Genomic DNA, 21,176 nt, shown 5'->3' with positions numbered 1-21,176 from the left:
GTCGAACCTGCCGGTATCGAACGGGGTGTTGGGATGCGGATGGAACTGTCGGACGTCACGCTGGACGTCGAGGTGAGCGGCGAGGGACCGGTCGTGCTGCTCCTGCACGGCTTCCCCGACTCGCACCGGCTGTGGCGCCACCAGATCCCGGCCCTGAACGCGGCCGGGTTCCGGACGATCGCGCCGACCCTGCGCGGCTTCGGCGGCTCGGACCGGCCGGAGGGCGGCCCGGAGGCTTACCACCCGGCGAAGCACGTGGGCGACGTCCTCGAACTGCTGGCCCGGCTCGACGTCGACCGCTTCCACCTGGTCGGCCACGACTGGGGCTCGGGCATCGCCCAGGCCCTGGCTCAGGTCGCGCCGGAGCGGGTGGCGAGCCTGACGATCCTGTCGGTGGGCCACATCGGGGCCGTCCGCGGCGCGGGCTGGGAGCAGAAGCAGCGCTCCTGGTACATGCTCCTCTTCCAGCTCGCGGACGTCGCCGAGACCTGGCTGGCCCACGACGACTACGCGAACCTCCGCGAGATGCTCGCCGAGCACCCGGACGCGGAGGCCGTGCTGGAGCCCCTTCGCCGGCCCGGCGGCCTGACGGCCGCGCTGAACATCTACCGCTCGGGCCTTCCGGCCGAGGTGCAGTTCGCCCCGGAACTCCCGCTGTCACCGCTCCCGGAGCAGGTCCCCGTCCTGGGCGTGTGGTCCACCGGCGACCGCTTCCTCACCGAGCGGTCGATGACGGACTCCGCCGAGCACGTCGCCGGCTCCTGGCGCTACGAGCGGGTCGAGGACGCCGGCCACTGGCTCCAGTTCGACCAGCCGGAGAAGGTGAACGAACTGCTGCTCTCCTTCCTCAAGGAGAACGGCTGATCCCGGCCTAACCCGCCACCGGCGCCGGCTCCCGCAGCGGCCACACCGGGTTCACCACCGCCTCCGGGTCGCCCTTCCGCCTGAGGAAGGCCTGGAAGTCCTCGGCCCACTCCCGGTACCAGACGATCTGGCGCTCGTGGAGCCGGGCCGGGTCGAGGGCGGCGACCGAGGCGTGCCGCTCGGCTATCGCGATGGCCACCCGGACCGCGGCGAGCGCGTCGGCGGCGGCCTGGTGGGCGGCGGTGAGCTCCACCCCGTACTCCCCGCAGACCGCTTCCAGGGTCCGCTTTCCACGCCGGTAGCGGTCGACGGCGCGGTCGATGGTGTACGGGTCGAGGACCGGCCCCATGCCCTGGCCGCCGAGCCGCTCGTCGAGCGAGGGCAGTCCGTGCCGGCGCAGCTCGGCCGAGAGCAGGGTCAGGTCGAAGGACGCGTTGTAGGCGACGACCGGGACGCCGCGCCGCCAGTAGTCGGTCAGGGTGTCGGCGATCTCGTCGGCGACCTCCCGGACCGGCCGGCCCTCGGCCGCCGCGCGCTCGTTGCTGATGCCGTGGATCGCGGACGCCTGCGCCGGGATGCGGATGCCGGGGTCGGCGAGCCAGTCCTGCCGGCGCACCACCTCGCCCCCGTGGACGCCGACGACCGAGGCCGTGACGATGCGGGCCTCCAGCGGTTCCGTACCGGTCGTCTCCAGGTCGAAGCCGGCCAGCTCTTCCCCGTACCAAGCCATCGGGTCCTCCTTACGTGATCTCCCCCGTGGTGCTGAGAACCTTCGCACGCGCCACTGACAACGCGGTCGCCGGGCGTCGGGAGACCGGTCAGGACACCGGTCTGGGCACCGGTCAGGAGACCGGTCGGGAGTCGAGCCACACCGACTCGAATTCCTCCCGGTATGTCGAGAAAAGTCCGTGTTCGGCACCGGTGTCGGGGCCCTGTCCGGCCCGGACGACAGTCCGTCCGCCGCCGCGCAGCACGAAGACCGGGGCCTCCATGCCGCGCGCCTTGCGCAGATACGACTGGACGACCGCGACCCCGTCGGGGCCGTCCCCGTCGACCAGGTAGGCGGTGAAGCGCGGGGTCTCGTCGAAGACGTGGATCTGGAAGGCGCCGGGATCGCGCAGCCTGGAGCGCACCCGGCGCATGTGCAGGATGTTCATCTCGACCGAGCGGCTCAGCTCGCCCTTCTTCAGGCCGAGCTCGCGCTCGCGCCGCTTGACCGCGCTGCTCGCCGGGTTGAGGAAGAGCAGCCGTATGCGGCAGCCGGACTCGGCGAGGTGGACCATGCGCCGGCCGGAGAAGTTCTGCACGAGGAGGTTCAGGCCTATGCCGGTGGCGTCGAGCCGGCGGGCCCCGCCGAACAGGTCCTCGGCGGGCAGCTGCCGCTGCAGCCGCACCCGGTCGGGGTGCACGGACACCACGTCCGCGTAGCGGTCGCCGACCAGGTCCTCGACGGCGTCGACCGGCAGCCGGTCCGCCGAGGGCACCCCCGCCCCGCTCCCGAGGATCTCCAGGAGCCGGGCGGAGGCCCGTTCGGACTGGGCGAGCACGGTCAGCGACAGGGCCCGGTTGCGGGAGACGACGTTGCGCGTCACCTCCAGCTCGTCCAGGGCGAGTTCGACCTCGCGCCGGTCGTCGAAGTACGGCTCGAAGCAGGGCCAGTGCTGCACCATCAGCTCGCGCAGCTGCGGGAGGGTGAGGAAGCTCAGCACGTTGTCGTCGGCCGGGTCGAGCAGATAGCCCTTGCGGCGGGACACCTCGCGGACGGCGACCGCCCGCTGGACCCACTCCTGGCCGGCCGGCCCGGCTGCGGCCACCACCCACTCCTCGCCGTGCACCGGCTCGTACACCGGCCGGAGGACGGCCGCGACGACGGCCCGCAGCCGCTGTTCGACGAGATTCAGCCAGATGTAGGCGCGGCCGGCCCGCTGGGCCCGGGTGCGCACCTCGCTCCACGCCTCCGCGCCCCACTCCAGCTCGGCGCCGATCTCCACCGGCCGGGCGACGGAGACCGCGCCGGGCGGCACCTCGCCGGGGTCGGCCGGTCCCCCGTCGTGACCCGCCTCGCCTGGGGGCAGCTCCAGACCTCCCGAGCTCACCCGCGCACCGCCTTCTGCTCCCGACAACGATCAAGGAAGGGTACTCCGGAAGCGGAAGGCGGTGCAGCAGGATCGCCGGGCCGGTTGCTCAACTGCCCAGATTCGGGGCGCCGTTCTGACCGGCGAGATCGGCCGGAGTGAGCGGATTCATAGCGGTTACGTCCCTGGGCGCGAGCTGGAATCCCTGCCAGTGGACCGGCATCGGCTGCTGGTCCTCGTCCCGGGCGATGTGGTGGAACCCGATGTTGACCCAGACCGCCGGGTTGGTCAGAGTCTCCCCATTGACCCATTTGTCCACGCTGGTGGGCGCGTTCCGGCCACAGTCCAGGATGTTGTTGCTGGCGAACTGCTCACAGGCGCGCGCCTGGGTGAAGTAGACGTCGTGCTTCGTGAACGGGCGGCCGGCGTAGGTGTTGGTGTGGCCCGGCACGATCTCGTACGAACGGGCGTGGCCGTCCTTGTTCTTGCCGTTCTGGCTCACCACCCGCCACCAGCGCATGTTCTTCGCGTCGCCGGCGAGCTCCTTGGTGACGACGGTACGGGTGGTCTTCACGGTCGGGCTGCCGTCGCGGGCGGGCGGGGTGACCTTGGAGTCGAACTGCTCGACGCGGCCCTTGGAGTTGCCGTCGAGGCCGAAGTCGAGCTTCCAGAAGACGTTGTGGGCGTGGCTGGTGGCGTAGTCGCGGGCGCCCTTGCCGATCGGCCAGCCGCGCCCGTCGGTGGCGTTGTAGTCGACCGGCGAGAGGCTGCCGGTGGCGCCGACGTTGGCCGAGATCATTCCGTCGGAGGAGAACCGCCACTCGCTGATGTACTCGTACCAGCCGACCTTGTTGACGGTGTAGACGAGCAGGTCCTTGCCCTGCGCCTGCCACACCTTGCCGGGGCTGTCGGCGGCCATCCGGTAGGCGTGGCCGCGGGCCCGGGTGGTGGTGCACAGGCCGTTGACCTTGCCGACGTCGGGCACCTTGACCGAGGTGATGGTGCCGCCGGGGCACTCGCCGGGCTTGAGGCCCTGCAGGCCCCAGCCGAAGCCGGCGCCGGTGAGGTCGTCGTACTCGGCGTTGCCGTCGTCGTACGGGACGTGGATCTGGGCGAGCTTGGCGCTGTTGAGGACGCGGATCGGGGCGCGCTCGCCGGGCGGCTGGTAGGTGACCTTGTCCAGGATCAGGCCGGAGTCGGTCGAATAGCGCCAGCACATGCGCCAGACGGTGCCGCCGTCGAGCTTCTGCTCGACGCGGTACGCGGCGGAACAGTCGGCCGCCGGCGGCGGGGCGGGGGCGGCCGGGGCGGCCGGGGCCGCGCTCGCCGGGGTGGCGGTGGCGGTGGCGGCGCCGAGCAGGGCGCCGGCGGCGAGAACGGCGCCCGTGGTGCGGGCTGTGCGGGCGTGCCGGAGTCGCGAAGAGGACATGCGGACGTACTCCCTCGGTACGGTCATGCGGGGACGTGATGCCGGGCCGGTGGTCGGCCGACCCGGTCCGGGCCGGTGGTCAGCCGACGCGGGTGACGGTGCGGGCGCTGAGGTCGACGATCAGGCCGCGGGTGTCGATCCAGGCGCCGTTGAGCACCTTGGTGACGAGCCGGACGCAGCGGTGTTCGCCGCACTTCGCGAGCTGCGGCGGCACGTCCTTCTCCCGGTAGGTGCGGTAGACGTCGCCGTTGAACCACAGCTGGTCCGGTCCGGTGAGCTCCTTGCCGGTGGCGTCCTTGTAGTCGTCCTTGACGCCCTTGCCGAGCGGGCTGTCGAGGATGAGCCGCAGCGCGGCCTTCAGTTCCTCGGGGTGGGCGGAGGGCTGGACGCCGCGCTGCGCGCCGGAGGCCTCCACCTTCCCCGTGTCGAGGTTCACGGTCTTCGTGACGAGCTCGTCGCGGCCGTAGTCGTAGAGGCGGACCACGGCGCGACGCGGTCCGCCGGTCTCCTCGCCGGGCCGCGGGTCGGCCAGCTCGGTGCCGAGGCGCTGCGGTCCCCGGCCGCCCCCGGTGTTGCGCTGGGCGGAGGCGGCCGGCGGGGTCAGCGCCAGCGCCTCGGCCCGCTTCAGCTCGTCGTCGGTGAGCGGGTCGGTGCCCACTCCCTTCGCCCCCTCGGGCGGTGCCGCGGCGAGCGCGGCGGGCCCGGGCGCGGGGCCGTCGGCGGCCGGTTCCCCCGGCGTGCCCGTGCCGCCGGCGGCGGTCGGGCCCGTGGCGGCGGCCGTGCCGCGCGGTGCCTCGTCGGCTCCCGCGCTCCCCGGCAGGGTGACGGCCACGGCGACCGCGGTGCCGGTCACCGCCATCGCGGCGCCGGCCACCACCTTCCCCAGGTGGCGGCGCACTATCTCGTACACTCTTCCCCCCACTTGCACAAGTCTTCCGCATATCCCCCGATTCGCGGTGTGGTCACCCGTTAGGACGGGCCGAAGTCCTAGGAGGTTGCGCCTCTTTCGGGCAGGATCTGGCCGAGTTGGACCCCTCTTGCCCCCGGACAGAAGTGGAAGAGTTCGTCTATGCAGGTCTGGCCGGGACAGGCGTATCCCCTGGGCGCCACCTATGACGGCGCCGGTACCAATTTCGCGGTCTTCTCGGAGGCCGCGCACCGCATCGAGCTGTGTCTGCTCGACGACGACGGCGGCGAGACGTCCGTGGAGCTGCGCGAGACCGACGCCTTCGTGCGGCACGCCTATCTGCCGGGCGTGATGCCCGGACAGCGCTACGGCTTCCGGGTGCACGGGCCGTACGCGCCGGAGCGCGGCCTTCGCTGCAACCCCGCGAAGCTGCTCCTCGATCCGTACGCGCGGGCGGTCGCGGGCGCGGTGGAGTGGCACGAGGCGGTATACGGGTACCCCTTCGGGCGGCCCGACGCGCGCAACGACCTGGACTCCGCCCCGCACACGATGACGTCCGTGGTCGTCAACCCGTACTTCGACTGGGGCGACGACCGGCGGCCGCGCACCGAGTACCACCACACGGTGATCTACGAGGCCCATGTGAAGGGCCTGACCATGCTCCACCCGGACCTGCCGGAGGAGCTGCGCGGCACGTACGCGGGGCTCGCGCACCCGGCGGTCATCAACCACCTCAAGGAACTGGGCGTCACCGCCCTTGAGTTGATGCCGGTGCACCAGTTCGTGAACGACCACCGGCTCGCCGACGCGGGCCTGTCGAACTACTGGGGCTACAACACCATCGGCTTCTTCGCCCCGCACAACGCCTATGCCTCGTGGGGCGACCGGGGCCAGCAGGTCCTGGAGTTCAAGTCGGCGGTGCGGGCCCTGCACCAGGCCGGCATCGAAGTGATCCTCGACGTGGTCTACAACCACACCGCCGAGGGCAACCACCTGGGCCCGACGCTCTCGTTCCGAGGCCTGGACAACCCCTCATACTACCGGCTCGGCGACGACCCGCGGTACTACACGGACACCACCGGCACCGGGAACTCGCTGCTCATGCGGTCCCCGCACGTGCTGCAGATGATCATGGACAGTCTGCGCTACTGGGTGACCGAGATGCATGTGGACGGCTTCCGCTTCGATCTGGCGGCCACCCTGGCCCGCCAGTTCCACGAGGTGGACCGGCTGTCCTCGTTCTTCGACCTGGTGCAGCAGGACCCGGTGGTCAGCCAGGTGAAGCTGATCGCCGAGCCGTGGGACCTGGGCGAGGGCGGCTACCAGGTGGGCAACTTCCCGCCGCAGTGGGCCGAATGGAACGGCAAGTACCGGGACTGCGTGCGCGATCTGTGGCGCGGCGAGCCGCGCACCCTCGCCGAGTTCGCCTCCCGGCTCACCGGCTCCTCCGACCTCTACCAGGACGACGGGCGCCGCCCGCTCGCCTCGGTCAACTTCGTGACCTGCCATGACGGTTTCACGCTGCGCGACCTCGTCTCGTACAACGAGAAACACAACGAGGCCAACGGGGAAGGGAATCGGGACGGCGAGAGCCACAACCGGTCCTGGAACTGCGGCGCCGAGGGCGACACCGACGACATCGGCATCCGCGAGCTGCGCCAGCGCCAGATGCGCAACTTCCTGGCCACGCTGATGCTGTCGCAGGGCGTGCCGATGCTGGCCCACGGCGACGAGTTCGGGCGCACCCAGGGCGGCAACAACAACGCGTACTGCCAGGACAGCGAGGTGTCCTGGGTGCGCTGGCCCAAGCCGGGCACCGAACCGGAGTCCACGCTCCTGGAGTTCACCCGGGCGATGGTGCGGCTGCGCCGCGAGCACCCGGTGTTCCGGCGCCGCCGCTTCTTCCACGGGCGGCCGGTGGAGGGCACCCACGACGAGCTCACCGACATCGCCTGGTTCACGCCGGAGGGCGAGGAGATGACGGCCCGGGACTGGCAGGCCGCGCACGCGCAGGCGCTCACCGTCTTCCTCAACGGCAACGCGATCTCCGAGCCGGGGCCGCAGGGCGAGCGGATCTCCGACGACTCCTTCCTGCTGATGTTCAACGCCTCGTCGCAGGAGCTGGAGTTCGAGGTGCCGGACAGCCACGGCGAGTGCTGGAAGGTGGTCGTGGACACCTCCCACCCGGAGGGCATGCCGCCGCAGGAGGGCCCGCGGATGGCCGCCGGTGAGCGGGTCACCCTCGCCCCGCTCACGCTGACGGTGCTGCGGCGCCCGGCCTGAGCCCGTCCTGAGCCGCTTGGTCCGGCCCGAGCTGCTTGGTCCGGGAGGCGCGGACGGTCCAGGACAGCACCGCGCACCCCACGGCCGCCCCGGCCGCCACTCCGAAGGCGGCCGGGGCGCCGTGCGTCTCGGCCAGCCGGCCGGACAGGGCGAGCGCCACGGCCTGTCCGCCGACCACCCCGCTGGTGAGGAAGGCCATGCACTCGGCGAGCCGGGCCGGCGGCGCGGTGCGCTCGGTGAGCCCGAACACGGTGATCAGGTGCGGGGCGTAGGCGACGCCGAGAACGACGACCGCCGCGTACAGCCATCCGAGGGTGTCGACGAGGACGAGCGGTACGGCGAGCACGACGAGTGCGGCGGTGGCCGCGCGCCAGCGGGTGTGCAGTCCGATCCGGGCGGGCACGGCGGCCATGGCGAAGCCGGCGGCGGCGCTGGTGACGCCCATCGCCGCGTAGACGAGCCCGGCCTGGTCGGGCACGCCGAGCCGTTCGGTGAGGGCGGTGATCCCGGCCTGCGAGGCCCCGAACATGGCGCCCTGGAGGACCATCGCGCCGCGCAGCGCGTACGTGGACGCGGGGAGTGCGGAGACCCGGAGGCGCGTCCGTTCGGCGGCACTCGATCGGGTGGCTCCGGGGCCGGGGCTGGGGGCGAGGGTGCGGGCGCTCGGGTGGAGGGCGAAGGCGGTGCCGCAGCCGGCGAGGAGCGCGGCGGCGGTGAGCAGGGCGGCGGCCGGGTGGGCGACGGTGGCGGCGAGGCCGACCAGGGCCGGGCCGAGGACGAAGGACACCTCGTCGAGGGTGCCCTCGAAGGAGAGCACGGTCGCCACCGTCCGGTCGTCGGCCCCGGCCCGGCGGGCCAGGGTCACCGAGCGGCTCCTGGCCAGCGGGCCGATCTGCGGGACGGTGGCCCCGGCGAGCGCGCCCAGCGGCATCAGCAGGCCGGTGGTGGCGTGGCCGAGGGCGGCGAGCACCAGGGCGGTGACGGCGGCGGCGTTGGCGAGGGCGGCGGCGAGGACGACGGGCCGCTGCCCGTGCCGGTCGGCGAGCCGTCCGATCAGCGGCCCGGCGACGGTCTGGCCGGCCGCGAGCGCCCCGCCGACCAGGCCGGCGGTGGCGAGCGAGCCGCTGGTCTCGGCGACCAGAAGGAGGCTGCCGAGCTGGCACATGGCGGTCGGCAGCCGGCCCAGGAAGGAGACGGCGGGCAGGACCGGACCGAGCAGACGGAGGGTGTCGCGATACATCCGGAGCATCACGCGAACGTAACGCGGCTCACCCGAACGGACGCATGGGGCGATGACACGGAACCCTCCGCGCGGGGTACGTACGTTCGCATGACGTCCTTCTCGCTGCCCTCAGCCCTGGAACGGGCGCTGCCCACCGCGACCTACCGGATCCAGTTGCAGCCGGAGTTCCCGTTCGCCGCCGCCGAGGCGGCCGTGCCACGGCTCGCCGCGCTCGGGGTCTCGCATCTGCATCTGTCGCCGGTCCTGGAGGCGGTGCCGGGTTCCACCCATGGGTACGACGTGACCGATCCGGGCCGGGTACGGGGCGAACTGGGCGGCGAGGAGGGGCTGCGGGCGCTCGCGGCGACGGCCCGCGCGCACGGCCTGGGCCTGGTCCTCGATCTGGTGCCCAACCACATGGCGGCCTCGCCCCGGCACAACCGGGCCCTGCGGGAGGTGCTGCGGGAGGGCCCGGAGTCGCCGTACGCGCGCTGGTTCGACATCGACTGGGCGGCGGGCGACGGCCGGATGCTGCTGCCGGTGCTTCCGGCCCGGCTGCCCGAGGTGCGCGACCGGCTGCGGGTCGCGGACGGTGTCCTCGTCCTCGACGGGCAGGAGTTCCCGCTGCGGGCCGGCACCGAGGAGCTGCCGTTGGACGAGCTGCTCGACGCCCAGTGGTACCGGCTCGCCTGGTGGCGGCTCGCCCGCACCGAGCTCAACTACCGCCGCTTCTTCACCATTTCGGATCTGATCGGGGTGCGGGTCGAGGATCCGGAGGTGTTCGCCGCGACCCATGCCAAGGTCCTGGAGCTGGTCGCCGACGGTGTCGTCGACGGGCTGCGGATCGACCACCCGGACGGGCTCGCCGACCCGGAGGGCTATCTGGAGCGGCTCGCCGAGGCGACCGGCGGACGCTGCTGGACGGTGGTGGAGAAGATCCTCACCGGCACCGAACCGCTGCCCGCCTCCTGGCCGGTGGCCGGCACCACCGGCTACGACGCCCTGCGGTACGTGGACGGGCTCTTCACCGACCCGGTGGGCGCCGACGAACTCGCCGACGTGTACCGGGAGTTCGCCGGTCGGGCCGGGGACCGGGGCGGCTACTGGGCGGCGACCGCGCGCCGCGCCGCGTACAAGGTCGTCACCCATGAACTGGCCTCGGAGACCGCCGCCCTGACCCGCCTGGCCGAACGGATCTGCGCCGCCGACCCCGCGCTGCGCGACCACGCGCCGTGGGCGCTGCACACCGCGATCCGCGAACTCCTCGTCCGCGTCCCGGTGTACCGCACCTACCGCACCGGCGGCGAGCACTTCCTCACCACGGAGGCGGCGCGCGGCGCCAAGGCCGCGTTCGCGGTGCCGGAGGAGGCGACGGCGGTGGACGTGGTGCGCGACCTCGCGCTCGGCACCGCCCACGGCGACGGGCCCGAACACCGGGCGTTCCGGGCCCGGTTCGCGCAGACCTCGTCCGCGCTGCGCGCCAAGTCCGTGGAGGACACGGCCTTCTACCGCTACACCCCGTTGCTCTCGGCGAACGAGGTGGGCGGCGACCCGGGCCGCCCGGCGGTCACCCCCGACGAGTTCCACGCCTTCTGCGCCCGGCTCGCCCGCGACTGGCCGGGCACCGGCACGGTGCTCACCACCCATGACACCAAGCGCAGCGCGGACGTACGGGCCGGGATCGCGGTCCTGTCGCAGTGCCCGCAGCGCTGGGCGGAGCTCCTGGAGGAGGTCGCCGGGGTGCCCGCGCCCGATCCGCACCTGGCGTGGACGGCCTGGCAGACCGCCTTCGGCTTCGGCGCCCCCGACGCGGCGCGGCTCGGGCCGGCCGTCCTCAAGTCGGTGCGCGAGGCGGGTCTGCACACCAGCTGGACGGAGCCGGATCCGGCGTACGAGCGGGCGGTGACCGAGTTCGTGGCGGCCGGCCCGGGCCGGATCCCGCTCCGTACCGCCTCCGAGGCGGCCTTCGGACTCGAACCCCACATCCGCGCCCAGGTCCTGGGCGCGGCGCTGGTGCAGCTGACCATGCCGGGCGTGCCCGAGCTCTACCAGAACACCGAGCGGGAGTACCGGGCCCTTGTCGACCCGGACAACCGGGCGCCGTACGCGCCGGGCCCGGACGACGACAAGACGGCGCTCGTCCGGGCGGCCCTCGGCCTGCGCCGTACGCACCCCGAGTACTTCGGCCCGGCCGGCCACTACACGGCGCTGCCGGCGACGGGCCCGACGGCCCCGCACTGTCTGGCGTTCACCCGCGCGGACCGGGTCCTGACGGCGGTGACCCGGCTGTCGCTCCGCCTCGCGGAGGCGGGCGGCTGGCAGGACACGGCGCTCGCGCTGCCGGACGGCCGGTGGCTCGATGTCCTCGACGGCGTACGGGAGTTCAGCGGCGGGGCGCAGACCCCGGTGAAGCTGGCGGAACTGTTCGAGTCGCGGCCGGTGGCACTGTTGGTGCGCCCGTAGAAAAGAAAAGGGGCGAGGAAAGCGAAGGGACTACTGGCGTCGATTGAATTCGAGTGAGAAGGAAGCCCCTTCATGGCCTCGCCTTGGAAAGAACCTAGCACTCAGGCGGGGATCAGGTCGCGCAGATTTTCCGGCGTGATCACCCGCGAGCCCGGGGCGAGCCCCTCGGGGCGCTCCAGACCGATGTAGGTGACCGGCTCCTCGGGCGCCGGGGTGCGGCCGTCCCACAGTTCGGTGCGGGCGCCCGCCGCGGTCATCAGGTCGGTGAGGTGCCGGACGGTGAGCGGGGTCCGCTCGACCAGGCCGCGGACGAGGACGGCGAAGGTCACCTTGTTCTCCTCGACCCGGTTCCCGTGCGGCTCGCCCTTGAGGTAGAGGTGCAGCCAGCGGGCGTGCCAGCCGCCCTCGGCGTCGCGCTGGAAGGCGAGCGGCAGGGCGATCCGGCCGGGGCCGCGCAGGTCCGACTTCATGCGCACGGTGCGCGGTTCGAAGGGCCGGCCGCCCTGGTCGGCCTCGCGCAGCATGAAGCCGAAGAACGACTCCTCGACGCGGTCGAAGCCCTCGCCGCTGTAGACGTGCACCTGCGGGACGATGAAGTCGCCGCGCACCGCGCCGAGCCGCAGGTCGATGAACTCCGTGGCGCCGTCGGGCGCGTTGGTGACATCGCCGGAGTGGGTGCCCTCGACAGACGTGAGGGCGGTGTACGAGAGCCAGGTGACGGCGTCGTAGCCGGCGTCCAGGACCAGGGCTGACAGGTCGTGGTCGGTGGTGGCCCGGGCCTGCTTCCAGTACGTGAAGAAGCGCAGCAGCTCGCCCTCGATCCGCGACACGGAGCCGCGCGGCAGCGTGCCGAGGCCGGCCGCGGCGGCCCGGCCGCTCAACGGCAGTGCCACGGACAGGACTTCGGGGTCGACGAGGAGCCGTTCGGGGACCGTGAGCCGGCGCCGGGTCTCGGCGTCGAGCAGGGCGGTGAGCCGGTCCCGTACGGCCTCGGGCAGCGGCCCGCGGGTGTCCTCGGTGACCCAGGCGCCGCCGGACCGGTTCACGAACACCCGGCGCGGTGCGCCGGACTCGGCCGCTCCTGTGGCCTCCGTGCGGTTCTGCACGTGCTCGCGCAGGGACAGCACGACACGCCCCGACACCCGGGCTGCGGCACGCTCGGCGGCGGTGAGGACGGCGTCGAGTTCCGGGCCTTCCTGCGCGGTGCGGACGAACCGGTCGAGCCCGCGGAACAGCGCGCCGGGCGCGGTGGTCGCGAGCAGGTCGGCGGCGCTGGCGACGTCGCCGCCGGCGAGCAGCGCCTCGGCCCGCCCGGCGAGCGAGGGCGCCTTGCGCTCGCCGCGCGCGACGGCGAACACCTCGGCCGCGTGCGGCCACTGCGGGTACTCGTGCGGGTGCAGCCGCTCCCCGAGCCGCTTCCACGCCTCGCGGTGCCGGGTGACGTCGACGAGCTTGGCGGGCTGCGCGGCGACGACCGCGTCGAGGGCGGCGAGCAGCGCGCGACGGTGCGCCCGGGACGGCGCGCGGAACCGGGTGGGCTCGCGCAGGCCCACATCGCCGACCGACAGCGCGCAGGCGAGCCGCAGCACATCGGTGACGGTGTCGACGAGCAGGGCGGCCCCGGCCTTCAGGCGGGCCCGGTTGACCACGGCCCGGACCTCCCGGACCGGGATCCTCTCCGGCTGCGGCCCGTGCGCCTGGTTCCCGGCGAGCACGGCCAGGTCGGCGAGGTGCTCCTCGCCGAGCGGGGTGCGGCTGCCGGCGAGGGCGAGGTAGAGCGCGCTCACCTCGTCGAGGAGGGCGCCGCCGGGGTGCAGGAGGGTGACCCGGTCGCCGGCCGCCGCGACCAGTTCGCCGTGAGCGGCGAGCAGGTCCTCGTACGCGTGCTGGTACCGCCCGTACGTGGGCAGGGTCAGCAGGTCGAGTGTCCCGGTGCTGAGCTGTCCGAGCACCAGGGGCCGCGCCGTCTCGTCGCCGAGTGCCTTGACCAGGCACTCGGCCCAGAAGGCTGCGGTGTCGGGGACGCCGGCCGGGAAGCGGAGGAAGTACGGGTTGTGCCGGACGTGGTCCCCGACGAGTTCCCGGACGGTGTCCAGGGTGCGGGCGGCGAGGGCGGCGACCGTCTTCTCCTCGCACCCGGACAGGGCGGTGAACAGCTCGCCCGACAGCTTGAACCCGACGGACATCAGCGCGATGTCGAACTGCCGTGCGGCGGCGGCCCCTTGGCCGGTCCCGGAGGGGACGGGGACGCGGAGGGTGTGCCGTACGACCAGGCGTTCGAGGGTGTGGACCATGCCGGCATGGTTCCAGGGCGGGGCGGGCCGGCGCACACGGATTTCGTACGGGAGGCATGGGCGCGCCGCCAGCGGTAAGGCGAAGGTCGGGAACAGGTGAAGCAGCGGAGGAGAGCGACATGTCCGAAGCACGGCGACCCGACGACCGGGCGGCGGCCCTCGTGGCACCCTGGCGGACGAGCGGCCGACGGCAGGTGCACGCGGATCTGGAGATCCCGATCGACGTCACCTTCTCCTACGATCCGGGCGACCCCTGGGCGGTCCGGGTGTCGTTCGCGCATCTCGCCCGGGCGACCGACTGGACCCTCTCCCGCGAACTGCTCCGCTCCGGCATCCGCACCTCGTGCGGCGTCGGCGACGTCCGGCTCTGGCCGGTCCGGCTCGGCGGCCGCGGCGGCCGGCTCCGGATCCGCCTCGGCGGCATCGGCCCCCCGGTCCTGGTGGACGTCGACCGCCGCGAGCTCCGCGCCTGGCTGGCCACCACCTTCGAGGCGGTCCCGCCGGGCACGGAACCGGACCACGTCGACTGGGCGGCGGAGGTACGGAATCTGGGCGCGGGGTCCTGACGCCACGGCTACGGCTACGGGTGGGGGTACGGCTACGCCTCCGGCGTCCAGGGCGCGGAGAGGAGGTCGGCGACGCTGCGCCGGTCGCGGCCCTCCGGCGGCTCCTCGGCCGCCCTGCCCAGAGCGATCATGGAGATGATCTCCCACCCCGGCAGCGGGCGCAGCTCCTCGGTGAGCCCCTCCAGGTCGAAGGCCCGGAACTGGTGCGAGGCCAGCCCCAACGCCTCGGCCTGCAGCGTCATGTGGGCGACGGCCTGACCGAGGTCGTAGTCCGCGAACTCCGAGTACAGCAGCGGCGTGTCGTCCACGTAACGGCGCGCCGAGGTGACGACGAGCAGCCCCGCGTCCGTCGCCCACCGCGCCGAACTCGCCGCCAGATGCCGCACCACCCGACCGTGCCCCGGCTCCCCGCGCCGGCTCACGAAGAACCCCCACGGCTGCGAGTTCCCCGCGGACGGCGCCCACCGCGCGGCCTCCAGGAGCAGCCCGAGCGCGCCGTCGTCCACGACGGCGTCCGGATCGAACCGCGAGGGACTGAACCGCCCCGCCAGAAGCGGGTGTATGCCCCCGCCGGTCCGCACGCCCGCTTCCGGCCCAGCTTGATCACGTCGCATGTCCGGCTGCAACCGGCGGCCGGGGCGGCGTATTCCGCCGGGGTCCCGGCGGGGGCCTGGGTGGAGACCCGGGGCGGGCGCCTGGGTGGGGGCCTCCCCGAGCGGGCCTAGCCGCCGGGGCGGACGATCAGGGCGCGCGGGGCGCGGGTGATGACTCCGGTGCGTTCGGGGCGGCGGAAGCCGTCGGCGAGGCGGAGCCGGGGCATGGCCTGGAAGAGGGCGCGGAGGGCGTATTCGGCCTCCAGGGCGGCGAGGGTGACGGCGGGGCACGGCCCGGGGCCGTAGGTGAGCTGGCCGGGGTCGTCGCGGAACAGGTCGAAGCGGTCCGGGTCGCGGAAGCGGTCGGGGTCGCGGCCCGCGGCGCCGAGGAGCAGGGCGACCGGGGCGCCGGCCGGGAGGGTGCCGCCGCTGACCGTGATCTCGCCGCGGGTGCGGCGCATCATGATCTGCACCGGCGGCTCGCGCCGCAGCGACTCGGTCCAGGCGCGGGCGACGAGCCCGGCAGGCGCGTCGCGCAGCGCCTCGACGCGGTCGGCGTCGCTGAGCACGTCCGCGAGGAACCCGGCAAGGGCCTTCTCCCGTACGGCGATCTGCCCGGTGCACTGCCCGGCGAGCGCGGACGCGGCCCGGCCGCGCACGAGGCGCATCATGTCCCGGTACGGCACCCCCACCGCGGCGGCCACAGTCCCGGCGGGCAGCCAGTGGCAGAAGTCCGCCACCAGATCGGCCCGCGGCCGGTCGGCGATCCGGCGGGCGAGCACGAACGCGGTGCGTTCAGCGACGGCCCGCAGTTCGCCCTCGTCCACGTCCGTGTGCGTCTCAGCGCACGGCGGGTCGCCGGGCCGGTGCCCGTGCGTGAACCGGGCGTCGGTGAGCGCCCCGGCCACGTCCGCGTACCGGCTGAGCACCCAGGCCCGCAGCAGCGGATCGTGGGTGAGCGGGAACTCCTCGCGGAGCACCCGGTACGTCCGGTAGGGGTCCCGCCCGGACCCCGGCTCCAGGGGGCTCGGCGCGACCCGGCGCGGGCGGTCCGCCGCGGCTGCGGCGGCCTGCGAACCGGCGGGCGCCATCGGGGGCAGCACGGCCCAGTGCTCGCGCCACCCACCCTGCCTCCGGTGCGGCTCGTGGCTCATCTGACCCCCTCGGTGGTCGGCCGGCCCGCCTGTTGCGGTCCCCTCAGCACACCACCGATCGAGTGACATCGCAGCACGTACACCGCCGAACGGGTGGAATTCGGCACGAATCAGCCATCGGAACCGGTCCGGCCGCGGCTCAGTTCAGCGACAGCCGGAACGACATCTGCCCGAACCCCACCGCGTCCCCCGCCCGCACCACCACCGCGCCGGTGACCCGCCGCCCGTTGACCGTCGTGCCGTTCGTCGAGCCGAGGTCGCGCAGGATCCAGGTGCCGGCCTGGGAGGAGAGCTCCGCGTGGAGCCGGGAGACCGTCTCGTGGCTGAGCCGGAGTCCGTTCACCGGGTCGCGGCCGATGCGCAGCGGATACGGGCCGGGCACGGGCAGCAGGAGCTTCGGGAGGCGCTCGGTGTGCCAGGCGCGGCCGAGGCGGGCCGTGAACGCGGACATCTTGCCGACGGCGCCCACCACCCGGCGGGTCCAGGTCGACTCGGTGGCCAGGTCCGCCGTCAGCAGGGCGAGTTCGTCGGAGCGGCGGGCGACGAGCGCCCGCTCCATCCGGAAGAGGAACGTGTCGTGCGACAGACGTCCCTGTGCCGCACCCTCGCGGAGCACCGCGAGCGCGCGTTCCCGCTCGGCGTCGGTCAGCCGAGGGGCGTCCGGCGGTCCGGCCGGCAGCTCGTAAGGGGTCGTCACATCGTGATTGTCCGACGCGAGGCACCGGGGTGTCCAGAAGGGCCGTCGGCGGCCGGCGGGCGGGGCGATAACTCACGTGCCGCGGCGCCCGATCGTTGCTACGGTCGGCCGCCGATCGCACGCCGGCCGCACCACCAGTCGCACACCGGTCGCACGCCGATCGGATCACCTCACACATTCTGGGAGAACCCCTATATGCAGCTTGACCCTGCGCTCGTCATCCGTCCGCTCGCCGGACCGCAGGAGCTCGACCTCTTCGACCGCCTCGACTACGTCCTCGACCACGAACTCCCCGACGACCTCGCCACCGGCCGCCGCCTCCCCGAGTGGATGTGGGTGGCGCTGCGCGGCGACCGGCTCGTCGGCCGGATCGGCTGGTGGACCGGGCGGCCCGGCAACGCCCCGCAGGCGCTCGACTTCTTCGACCTGGACCCGGAGCTGTCCGCCGAGGACGCCGCGGACATCGGTCTGCGGCTCCTGGAGACGGCGACCGCGGCCGTCGTCCCGGCGGGTGCGCCCCGCCCCGAGTACGGCCGGTTCATGCCGGCGGACTGGCGCGAGGTCGCCGGGACCCGCACCCAGCTGGAACGTCTCTTCGGCGTCCTTGAGGCGTCCGGCGCCCGCCCGCTCGTGGAGCGGCTGCGCCTGGAGTGGCGGGCCGGGACCGCCGTGCCCGCGCCCGCCGGGCGGCTCGCCTTCCGCCCCGTACGCGACCGCGAGGACCTGCTCGCGCTGATGACCCCGGTCATGGAGGGCACCCTCGACGCCCACGGTCAGGCCGACCTCGCCACCGGGCTCTCCCCGCGCGAGGCCGCCGAGCTGCACTACGACGAGGAGCTGGCGCACTACACCACGCCCCGCGACTGGTGGCGGATCGCCGAGCTGCCGGAGACCGGCGAGCCGGTCGGCTTCGTCGTGCCCGCGCGCAACAACTACCACCCGATCATCGCGTACATCGGCGTGCTGCCCGCCCACCGCGGCCGCGGCCACGTCGACGAGATCCTCGCCGAGGGCACCCGGGTGCTCGCCGCCGAGGACGTGCCGAACATCCGGGCGGCGACCGACGTCGGGAACGTGCCCATGGCGAAGTCCTTCGCGCGGGCCGGTTACGTGAACTTCGAGCGCTCGATCAACTTCGTGTGGGACGCGCCGGGCGCGGCGGGCTCCTGACTGCCAGGATGGTCCCCGTAACCGTTGATCACTCGACGGTCGACCAGTCGACGAGGGGACCTTCGCGTGCTGTTCGAGGTGTGGGCGCCGCACGCCCGTGACCGGGTGACGCTGGAGCTGAACGGCGTCCGGCATCCGCTGGAGCGGGACGCCGAGCGGGCCGGCTGGTGGAGCGGCGTCTTCCCGGCCGCCGACGGCGACCGCTACGGCTACGCCCTCGACGCCGGGCCCGTGGTCCCCGACCCGCGTTCCCGCCGTCTCCCGGACGGCCCGGACGGGCTCACGGCGGTCGTCGACCACGACACGTACGCCTGGCGGCACGAGACCCCGAGGCTTCGGCTGCGCAGCGGCGTCGTGTACGAGCTGCACATCGGCACGTACACCCCCGAGGGCACCCTCGACGCGGCGGCCGGCCGGCTCGGGGAGCTCGCGGGGCTCGGCGTCACCCATGTGGAGCTGATGCCGCTGTGCCCGTTCCCGGGGGTGCGCGGCTGGGGGTACGACGGGGTGGCGCCGTGGGCGGTGCACGAGCCGTACGGCGGTCCGGCCGCGCTGAAGCGGTTCGTGGACACGGCGCACGGCCTCGGGCTCGGCGTGATCCTGGACGTGGTGCACAACCACCTGGGCCCGGACGGCAACCATCTGCCGTCCTTCGGGCCGTACTTCACCGACACCCACCACACGCCGTGGGGCGCGGCGGTGAACCTGGACGCGCCGGGCTCGGACGAGGTCCGCGCGTACTTCCTGGGCAGCGCGCTCGCCTGGCTGCGGGACTACCGGATCGACGGGCTCCGGCTCGACGCGGTCCACGCGCTGGCCGACACCCGGGCGCTGACCTTCCTGGAGGAGCTGTCGGCGGCCGTCGACGAACTGGCCAGGGAGCAGGGCCGGCAGCACTTCCTGATCGCCGAGTCGGACCTGGCCGACCCGCGCACCACCACCCCGCGCACGGTCGGCGGGCTCGGCGTCCACGCGCAGTGGAACGACGACTTCCACCACGCCCTGCACACGGCGCTCACCGGCGAGTCCCAGGGCTACTACGCGGACTTCGCCCGGGCCCCGATGGCCGCGCTCGCCAAGACCCTCACCCGGGTCTTCTTCCACGACGGCACCTGGTCCTCCTTCCGCGGCCGGCACCACGGGCGCCCGGTGGACCGCGAGCGCACCCCCGCGCACCGCTTCCTCGGCTACGCCCAGACCCACGACCAGATCGGCAACCGCGCCACCGGCGACCGCCTCTCGGCCACCTGCTCCCCCGGGCTGCTCGCCTGCGCGGCGGCCCTCGTCCTGACCGGCCCGTCGGTGCCGATGCTGTTCATGGGCGAGGAGTGGGGGGCGACGACCCCATGGATGTACTTCACCGACCACACCGACCCGGAGCTCGCCGAGGCCGTACGGCGTGGCCGGCGCCGTGAGTTCGCGGCCCACGGCTGGGCCGAGGAGGACGTCCCCGACCCCCAGGAACCGGCCACCCGCGACCGCTCGGTCCTCGACCGCGCCGAACGCGACCGCGACCCCCACAAACGCCTCCTCGCCTGGCACCGCGAACTCATCGCCCTCCGCCGCACCCTCCCCGACCTCACCGACCCGGACCTCGCCGGCGTCAAGGTCGCCTACGACGAGGAGGCCCGCTGGCTCGTCTTCCGCCGCGGCGACATCCGCGTCGCCGTCAACCTCGGCAAGTCCCCCGCCTCGATCGCCCTCGGCTCCAACGGCCGCGACCGCGTCCTCGCCACCTGGGACCCCACCGCCGACGCCCCGGGCCGCGACGGCCTGCTGTCACTGCCGGCGGAGTCGGCGGTGGTCCTGACGGACGGCTGAGCACGGCCCCTCCACAGCAGACGCCGACGCTTCGAAACCGTCCGCCCCCACCGGCACGAGAGCTCCCGCCGATCACGCCCGGGGCGGTTCGGTCGGGCGGGACAGGCCGCCAGCAGCCCGGTCCCGAACGCGGCGCGGCCCCCTACCCACTGACAACGCCGGGGTAGGTTGCGCGGCATGACCAGTGGACCGCCCCTCTGCCCCGAGTGCGACAAGCCGATGGCTTCGAGCGCGTTTGCCCTCTTCCTGCGAGAGGAGGATCAGCGGCGTACCTGCCGCATGGTGTGGCGGTGCCCCGACCGGCACCTTTGGTGGCACTGGGCTGATCGGCCGGAGGACCCCCTGGAACCATGCCCCTACCCGCAGTTCGGCAAGTGAGGCCCGACCGAAAGCCTCAGGCTGGTGTCACTCCACGATGGCCATCTCGTGCGGGGTGTTGTTGAAGCGGCGGCCCGTGCCGGCGTCCGTGAGGGTGACGATGTCCTCGATGCGGACGCCGAAGCGGCCGGGGAGGTAGACGCCGGGTTCGATGGAGAAGCACATGCCGGGGACGATGGGGCGTGCCTCGCCCTCGATCATGTAGGGGGGTTCGTGGGTGGTGACGCCGATGCCGTGGCCGGTGCGGTGGATGAAGTACTCGCCGTAGCCGGCGTCGGTGATGACCTTGCGGGCGGCGCGGTCCACGTCCTGGCAGGCCGCTCCGGTCCGTACGGCCTCGAAGCCGGCCTGCTGGGCCTCGCGGACGAGGTCGTGGACGCGGCGTTCCTCGTCGGTGGGGGCGCCGACGTGGACGGTGCGGGTGGTGTCGGAGCCGTAGCCGTGCTTGAGGCCGCCGAAGTCGAGGACGACCATGTCGCCGGGCTCGATGGTGCGGTCGCCGGCCTCGTGGTGGGGGTTGGCGCCGTTGGGGCCGGAGCCGACGACGGTGAAGTCGACCTGGGAGTGCCCGAAGCGCATGAGGAGCGCGGCGAGGTCGGCGGCGACGTCGGTCTCCTTGCGGCCCGCGAAGCGCACCTTGAGGATCTCGCCGTACGCCCGGTCGGCGGCGGCCCCGGCGGCCTCGACCCGGGCCAGTTCGTGGGCGTCCTTGACGGCGCGGAGCATCGGCAGGGCCTCGGTGAGGGAGACGTACGAGGTGCCGGGCAGGGCCTGCTGGAGGCCGAGCAGGTGCATGGCCCAGGCGTTGTCGCTGACGCCGAAGCGGCCCGAGACGTCGAGGAGGGGCGCGGTGACGGCGTACGGGTCCTTCCCGTCGGTCCAGTCCCGCAGGGACAGCGCGGCGGCACCCGCGGCCTTCTCGGCGTCCGGCGCCTCCAGGGTCGGCACGACGAGCACCGGGTCCTGGCCGGGGGCGATGACGAGCACGGTGAGCCGCTCGGTGATCGCGGTGGGCTGGTACCCGGTCAGATAGACCAGATCGGGCCCGGGCGCGACCAGCACCCCGGCGAGCCCCGCCGCGGCGGCGGACTCGGCGGCCCGGGCCATCCGGGCCCGGTAGTCGTCGGCGGTGAAGGGGGCGGGGGCGGTGCCGCCGTCGGACGCGGATTCGGACTCGGATGCGGTGCTCTCGGGCATGGGTGATCTCCTCCTCGACGTACAGCATCCTGCCGGGAGCCGCCGGGTCCGGCTACCCGGCTA

General features: G+C 73.6%; 16 protein-coding genes. 6 read left to right on the top strand and 10 right to left on the bottom strand.

Going from position 1 to position 21,176, the window contains the following annotated elements; all coding sequences use genetic code 11:
• The first annotated feature begins 33 nt into the window (after nt 1-33).
• On the top strand, nt 34-864 hold the full coding sequence (locus JAO84_RS29300; protein ID WP_370415516.1) for an alpha/beta fold hydrolase: 831 nt from the start codon (nt 34-36) through the stop codon (nt 862-864).
• A gap of 7 nt (nt 865-871) precedes the next feature.
• Here JAO84_RS29300 and JAO84_RS29295 read toward each other — a convergent pair whose 3' ends face one another.
• The 4 genes from JAO84_RS29295 to JAO84_RS29280 all read right to left on the bottom strand — a co-directional run bounded on the left by JAO84_RS29295 (nt 872) and on the right by JAO84_RS29280 (nt 5,227).
• On the bottom strand, nt 872-1,594 hold the full coding sequence (locus JAO84_RS29295) for an exonuclease domain-containing protein (protein ID WP_370415515.1): 723 nt from the start codon (nt 1,592-1,594) through the stop codon (nt 872-874).
• A gap of 112 nt (nt 1,595-1,706) precedes the next feature.
• The gene (locus JAO84_RS29290; protein WP_370415514.1) at nt 1,707-2,960 is read right to left on the bottom strand and encodes an SAV2148 family HEPN domain-containing protein; all 1,254 of its coding nucleotides are present in this window, start codon (nt 2,958-2,960) and stop codon (nt 1,707-1,709) included.
• Between the two features lie 88 nt (nt 2,961-3,048).
• Nucleotides 3,049-4,368: a copper amine oxidase gene (locus tag JAO84_RS29285; RefSeq protein ID WP_370415513.1), complete on the bottom strand. Its 1,320-nt coding sequence runs from the start codon at nt 4,366-4,368 to the stop codon at nt 3,049-3,051.
• 79 nt (nt 4,369-4,447) lie between these two features.
• Nucleotides 4,448-5,227, bottom strand: coding sequence for a Tat pathway signal sequence domain protein (locus JAO84_RS29280; RefSeq protein ID WP_370416891.1), 780 nt, complete (start codon nt 5,225-5,227; stop codon nt 4,448-4,450).
• A 210-nt stretch (nt 5,228-5,437) separates the two neighbouring features.
• Between JAO84_RS29280 and glgX the strand changes: the two genes are divergently transcribed.
• Nucleotides 5,438-7,558, top strand: a complete 2,121-nt coding sequence (glgX, locus tag JAO84_RS29275; protein WP_370415512.1) for a glycogen debranching protein GlgX — start codon at nt 5,438-5,440, stop codon at nt 7,556-7,558.
• Here glgX and JAO84_RS29270 read toward each other — a convergent pair.
• On the bottom strand, nt 7,527-8,798 hold the full coding sequence (locus JAO84_RS29270; RefSeq protein ID WP_370416890.1) for an MFS transporter: 1,272 nt from the start codon (nt 8,796-8,798) through the stop codon (nt 7,527-7,529). The two genes, glgX and JAO84_RS29270, sit on opposite strands and share 32 nt — an antisense overlap.
• Before the next feature lie 90 nt (nt 8,799-8,888).
• On the opposite strand from JAO84_RS29270, the gene treY reads away from it, so the two are divergent.
• Complete coding sequence (gene treY / locus JAO84_RS29265; protein WP_370415511.1) at nt 8,889-11,243, top strand: malto-oligosyltrehalose synthase; 2,355 nt, start codon at nt 8,889-8,891, stop codon at nt 11,241-11,243.
• Between the two features lie 101 nt (nt 11,244-11,344).
• On the opposite strand, the gene JAO84_RS29260 is transcribed toward treY, so the two are convergent.
• Nucleotides 11,345-13,537 carry a hypothetical protein gene (locus JAO84_RS29260; protein WP_370415510.1) on the bottom strand — a complete coding sequence of 731 codons (2,193 nt, stop codon included), beginning with the start codon at nt 13,535-13,537 and terminating at the stop codon, nt 11,345-11,347.
• 119 nt (nt 13,538-13,656) lie between these two features.
• Here JAO84_RS29260 and JAO84_RS29255 point away from each other — a divergent pair, with 119 nt between their 5' ends.
• On the top strand, nt 13,657-14,103 hold the full coding sequence (locus JAO84_RS29255; protein ID WP_370415509.1) for an SsgA family sporulation/cell division regulator: 447 nt from the start codon (nt 13,657-13,659) through the stop codon (nt 14,101-14,103).
• A gap of 32 nt (nt 14,104-14,135) precedes the next feature.
• Here JAO84_RS29255 and JAO84_RS29250 read toward each other — a convergent pair whose 3' ends face one another.
• From JAO84_RS29250 to JAO84_RS29240, 3 genes are all read right to left on the bottom strand, one after another.
• On the bottom strand, nt 14,136-14,717 hold the full coding sequence (locus JAO84_RS29250; RefSeq protein ID WP_370415508.1) for a nitroreductase family protein: 582 nt from the start codon (nt 14,715-14,717) through the stop codon (nt 14,136-14,138).
• A 107-nt stretch (nt 14,718-14,824) separates the two neighbouring features.
• Nucleotides 14,825-15,850, bottom strand: coding sequence for a cytochrome P450 (locus tag JAO84_RS29245; protein WP_370415507.1), 1,026 nt, complete (start codon nt 15,848-15,850; stop codon nt 14,825-14,827).
• 139 nt (nt 15,851-15,989) lie between these two features.
• Nucleotides 15,990-16,547, bottom strand: a complete 558-nt coding sequence (locus JAO84_RS29240; RefSeq protein WP_265867965.1) for a DUF1707 and FHA domain-containing protein — start codon at nt 16,545-16,547, stop codon at nt 15,990-15,992.
• Nucleotides 16,548-16,742: 195 nt separating this feature from the next.
• Here JAO84_RS29240 and JAO84_RS29235 point away from each other — a divergent pair, with 195 nt between their 5' ends.
• Nucleotides 16,743-17,717: a GNAT family N-acetyltransferase gene (locus JAO84_RS29235; RefSeq protein ID WP_370415506.1), complete on the top strand. Its 975-nt coding sequence runs from the start codon at nt 16,743-16,745 to the stop codon at nt 17,715-17,717.
• A gap of 66 nt (nt 17,718-17,783) precedes the next feature.
• Nucleotides 17,784-19,538, top strand: coding sequence for a malto-oligosyltrehalose trehalohydrolase (treZ, locus tag JAO84_RS29230; protein ID WP_370415505.1), 1,755 nt, complete (start codon nt 17,784-17,786; stop codon nt 19,536-19,538).
• 405 nt (nt 19,539-19,943) lie between these two features.
• Here the strand turns inward: treZ and JAO84_RS29225 are convergent, their stop codons facing one another.
• On the bottom strand, nt 19,944-21,113 hold the full coding sequence (locus tag JAO84_RS29225) for a M24 family metallopeptidase (RefSeq protein WP_370415504.1): 1,170 nt from the start codon (nt 21,111-21,113) through the stop codon (nt 19,944-19,946).
• Nucleotides 21,114-21,176 lie beyond the last annotated feature (63 nt).

The sequence above is a fragment of the Streptomyces fradiae genome (genome assembly GCF_041270065.1).
Classification (GTDB): Bacteria; Actinomycetota; Actinomycetes; order Streptomycetales; family Streptomycetaceae; genus Streptomyces.
This window is presented reverse-complemented; position numbering and strand designations above follow the sequence as displayed.

Excerpts from the sequence above, each read along its gene's own strand:
- JAO84_RS29245 (WP_370415507.1), bottom strand. The coding sequence starts at position 15,850 with ATGAGCCACGAGCCGCACCGGAGGCAGGGTGGGTGGCGCGAGCACTGG.
- JAO84_RS29225 (WP_370415504.1), bottom strand. The coding sequence starts at position 21,113 with ATGCCCGAGAGCACCGCATCCGAGTCCGAATCCGCGTCCGACGGCGGC.
- JAO84_RS29260 (WP_370415510.1), bottom strand. The coding sequence starts at position 13,537 with ATGGTCCACACCCTCGAACGCCTGGTCGTACGGCACACCCTCCGCGTC.
- JAO84_RS29280 (WP_370416891.1), bottom strand. The coding sequence starts at position 5,227 with ATGGCGGTGACCGGCACCGCGGTCGCCGTGGCCGTCACCCTGCCGGGG.
- JAO84_RS29235 (WP_370415506.1), top strand. The coding sequence starts at position 16,743 with ATGCAGCTTGACCCTGCGCTCGTCATCCGTCCGCTCGCCGGACCGCAG.
- treY (WP_370415511.1), top strand. The coding sequence starts at position 8,889 with ATGACGTCCTTCTCGCTGCCCTCAGCCCTGGAACGGGCGCTGCCCACC.
- JAO84_RS29300 (WP_370415516.1), top strand. The coding sequence starts at position 34 with ATGCGGATGGAACTGTCGGACGTCACGCTGGACGTCGAGGTGAGCGGC.
- JAO84_RS29270 (WP_370416890.1), bottom strand. The coding sequence starts at position 8,798 with ATGTATCGCGACACCCTCCGTCTGCTCGGTCCGGTCCTGCCCGCCGTC.
- JAO84_RS29285 (WP_370415513.1), bottom strand. The coding sequence starts at position 4,368 with ATGTCCTCTTCGCGACTCCGGCACGCCCGCACAGCCCGCACCACGGGC.
- JAO84_RS29295 (WP_370415515.1), bottom strand. The coding sequence starts at position 1,594 with ATGGCTTGGTACGGGGAAGAGCTGGCCGGCTTCGACCTGGAGACGACC.
- JAO84_RS29255 (WP_370415509.1), top strand. The coding sequence starts at position 13,657 with ATGTCCGAAGCACGGCGACCCGACGACCGGGCGGCGGCCCTCGTGGCA.
- glgX (WP_370415512.1), top strand. The coding sequence starts at position 5,438 with ATGCAGGTCTGGCCGGGACAGGCGTATCCCCTGGGCGCCACCTATGAC.
- JAO84_RS29250 (WP_370415508.1), bottom strand. The coding sequence starts at position 14,717 with ATGCGACGTGATCAAGCTGGGCCGGAAGCGGGCGTGCGGACCGGCGGG.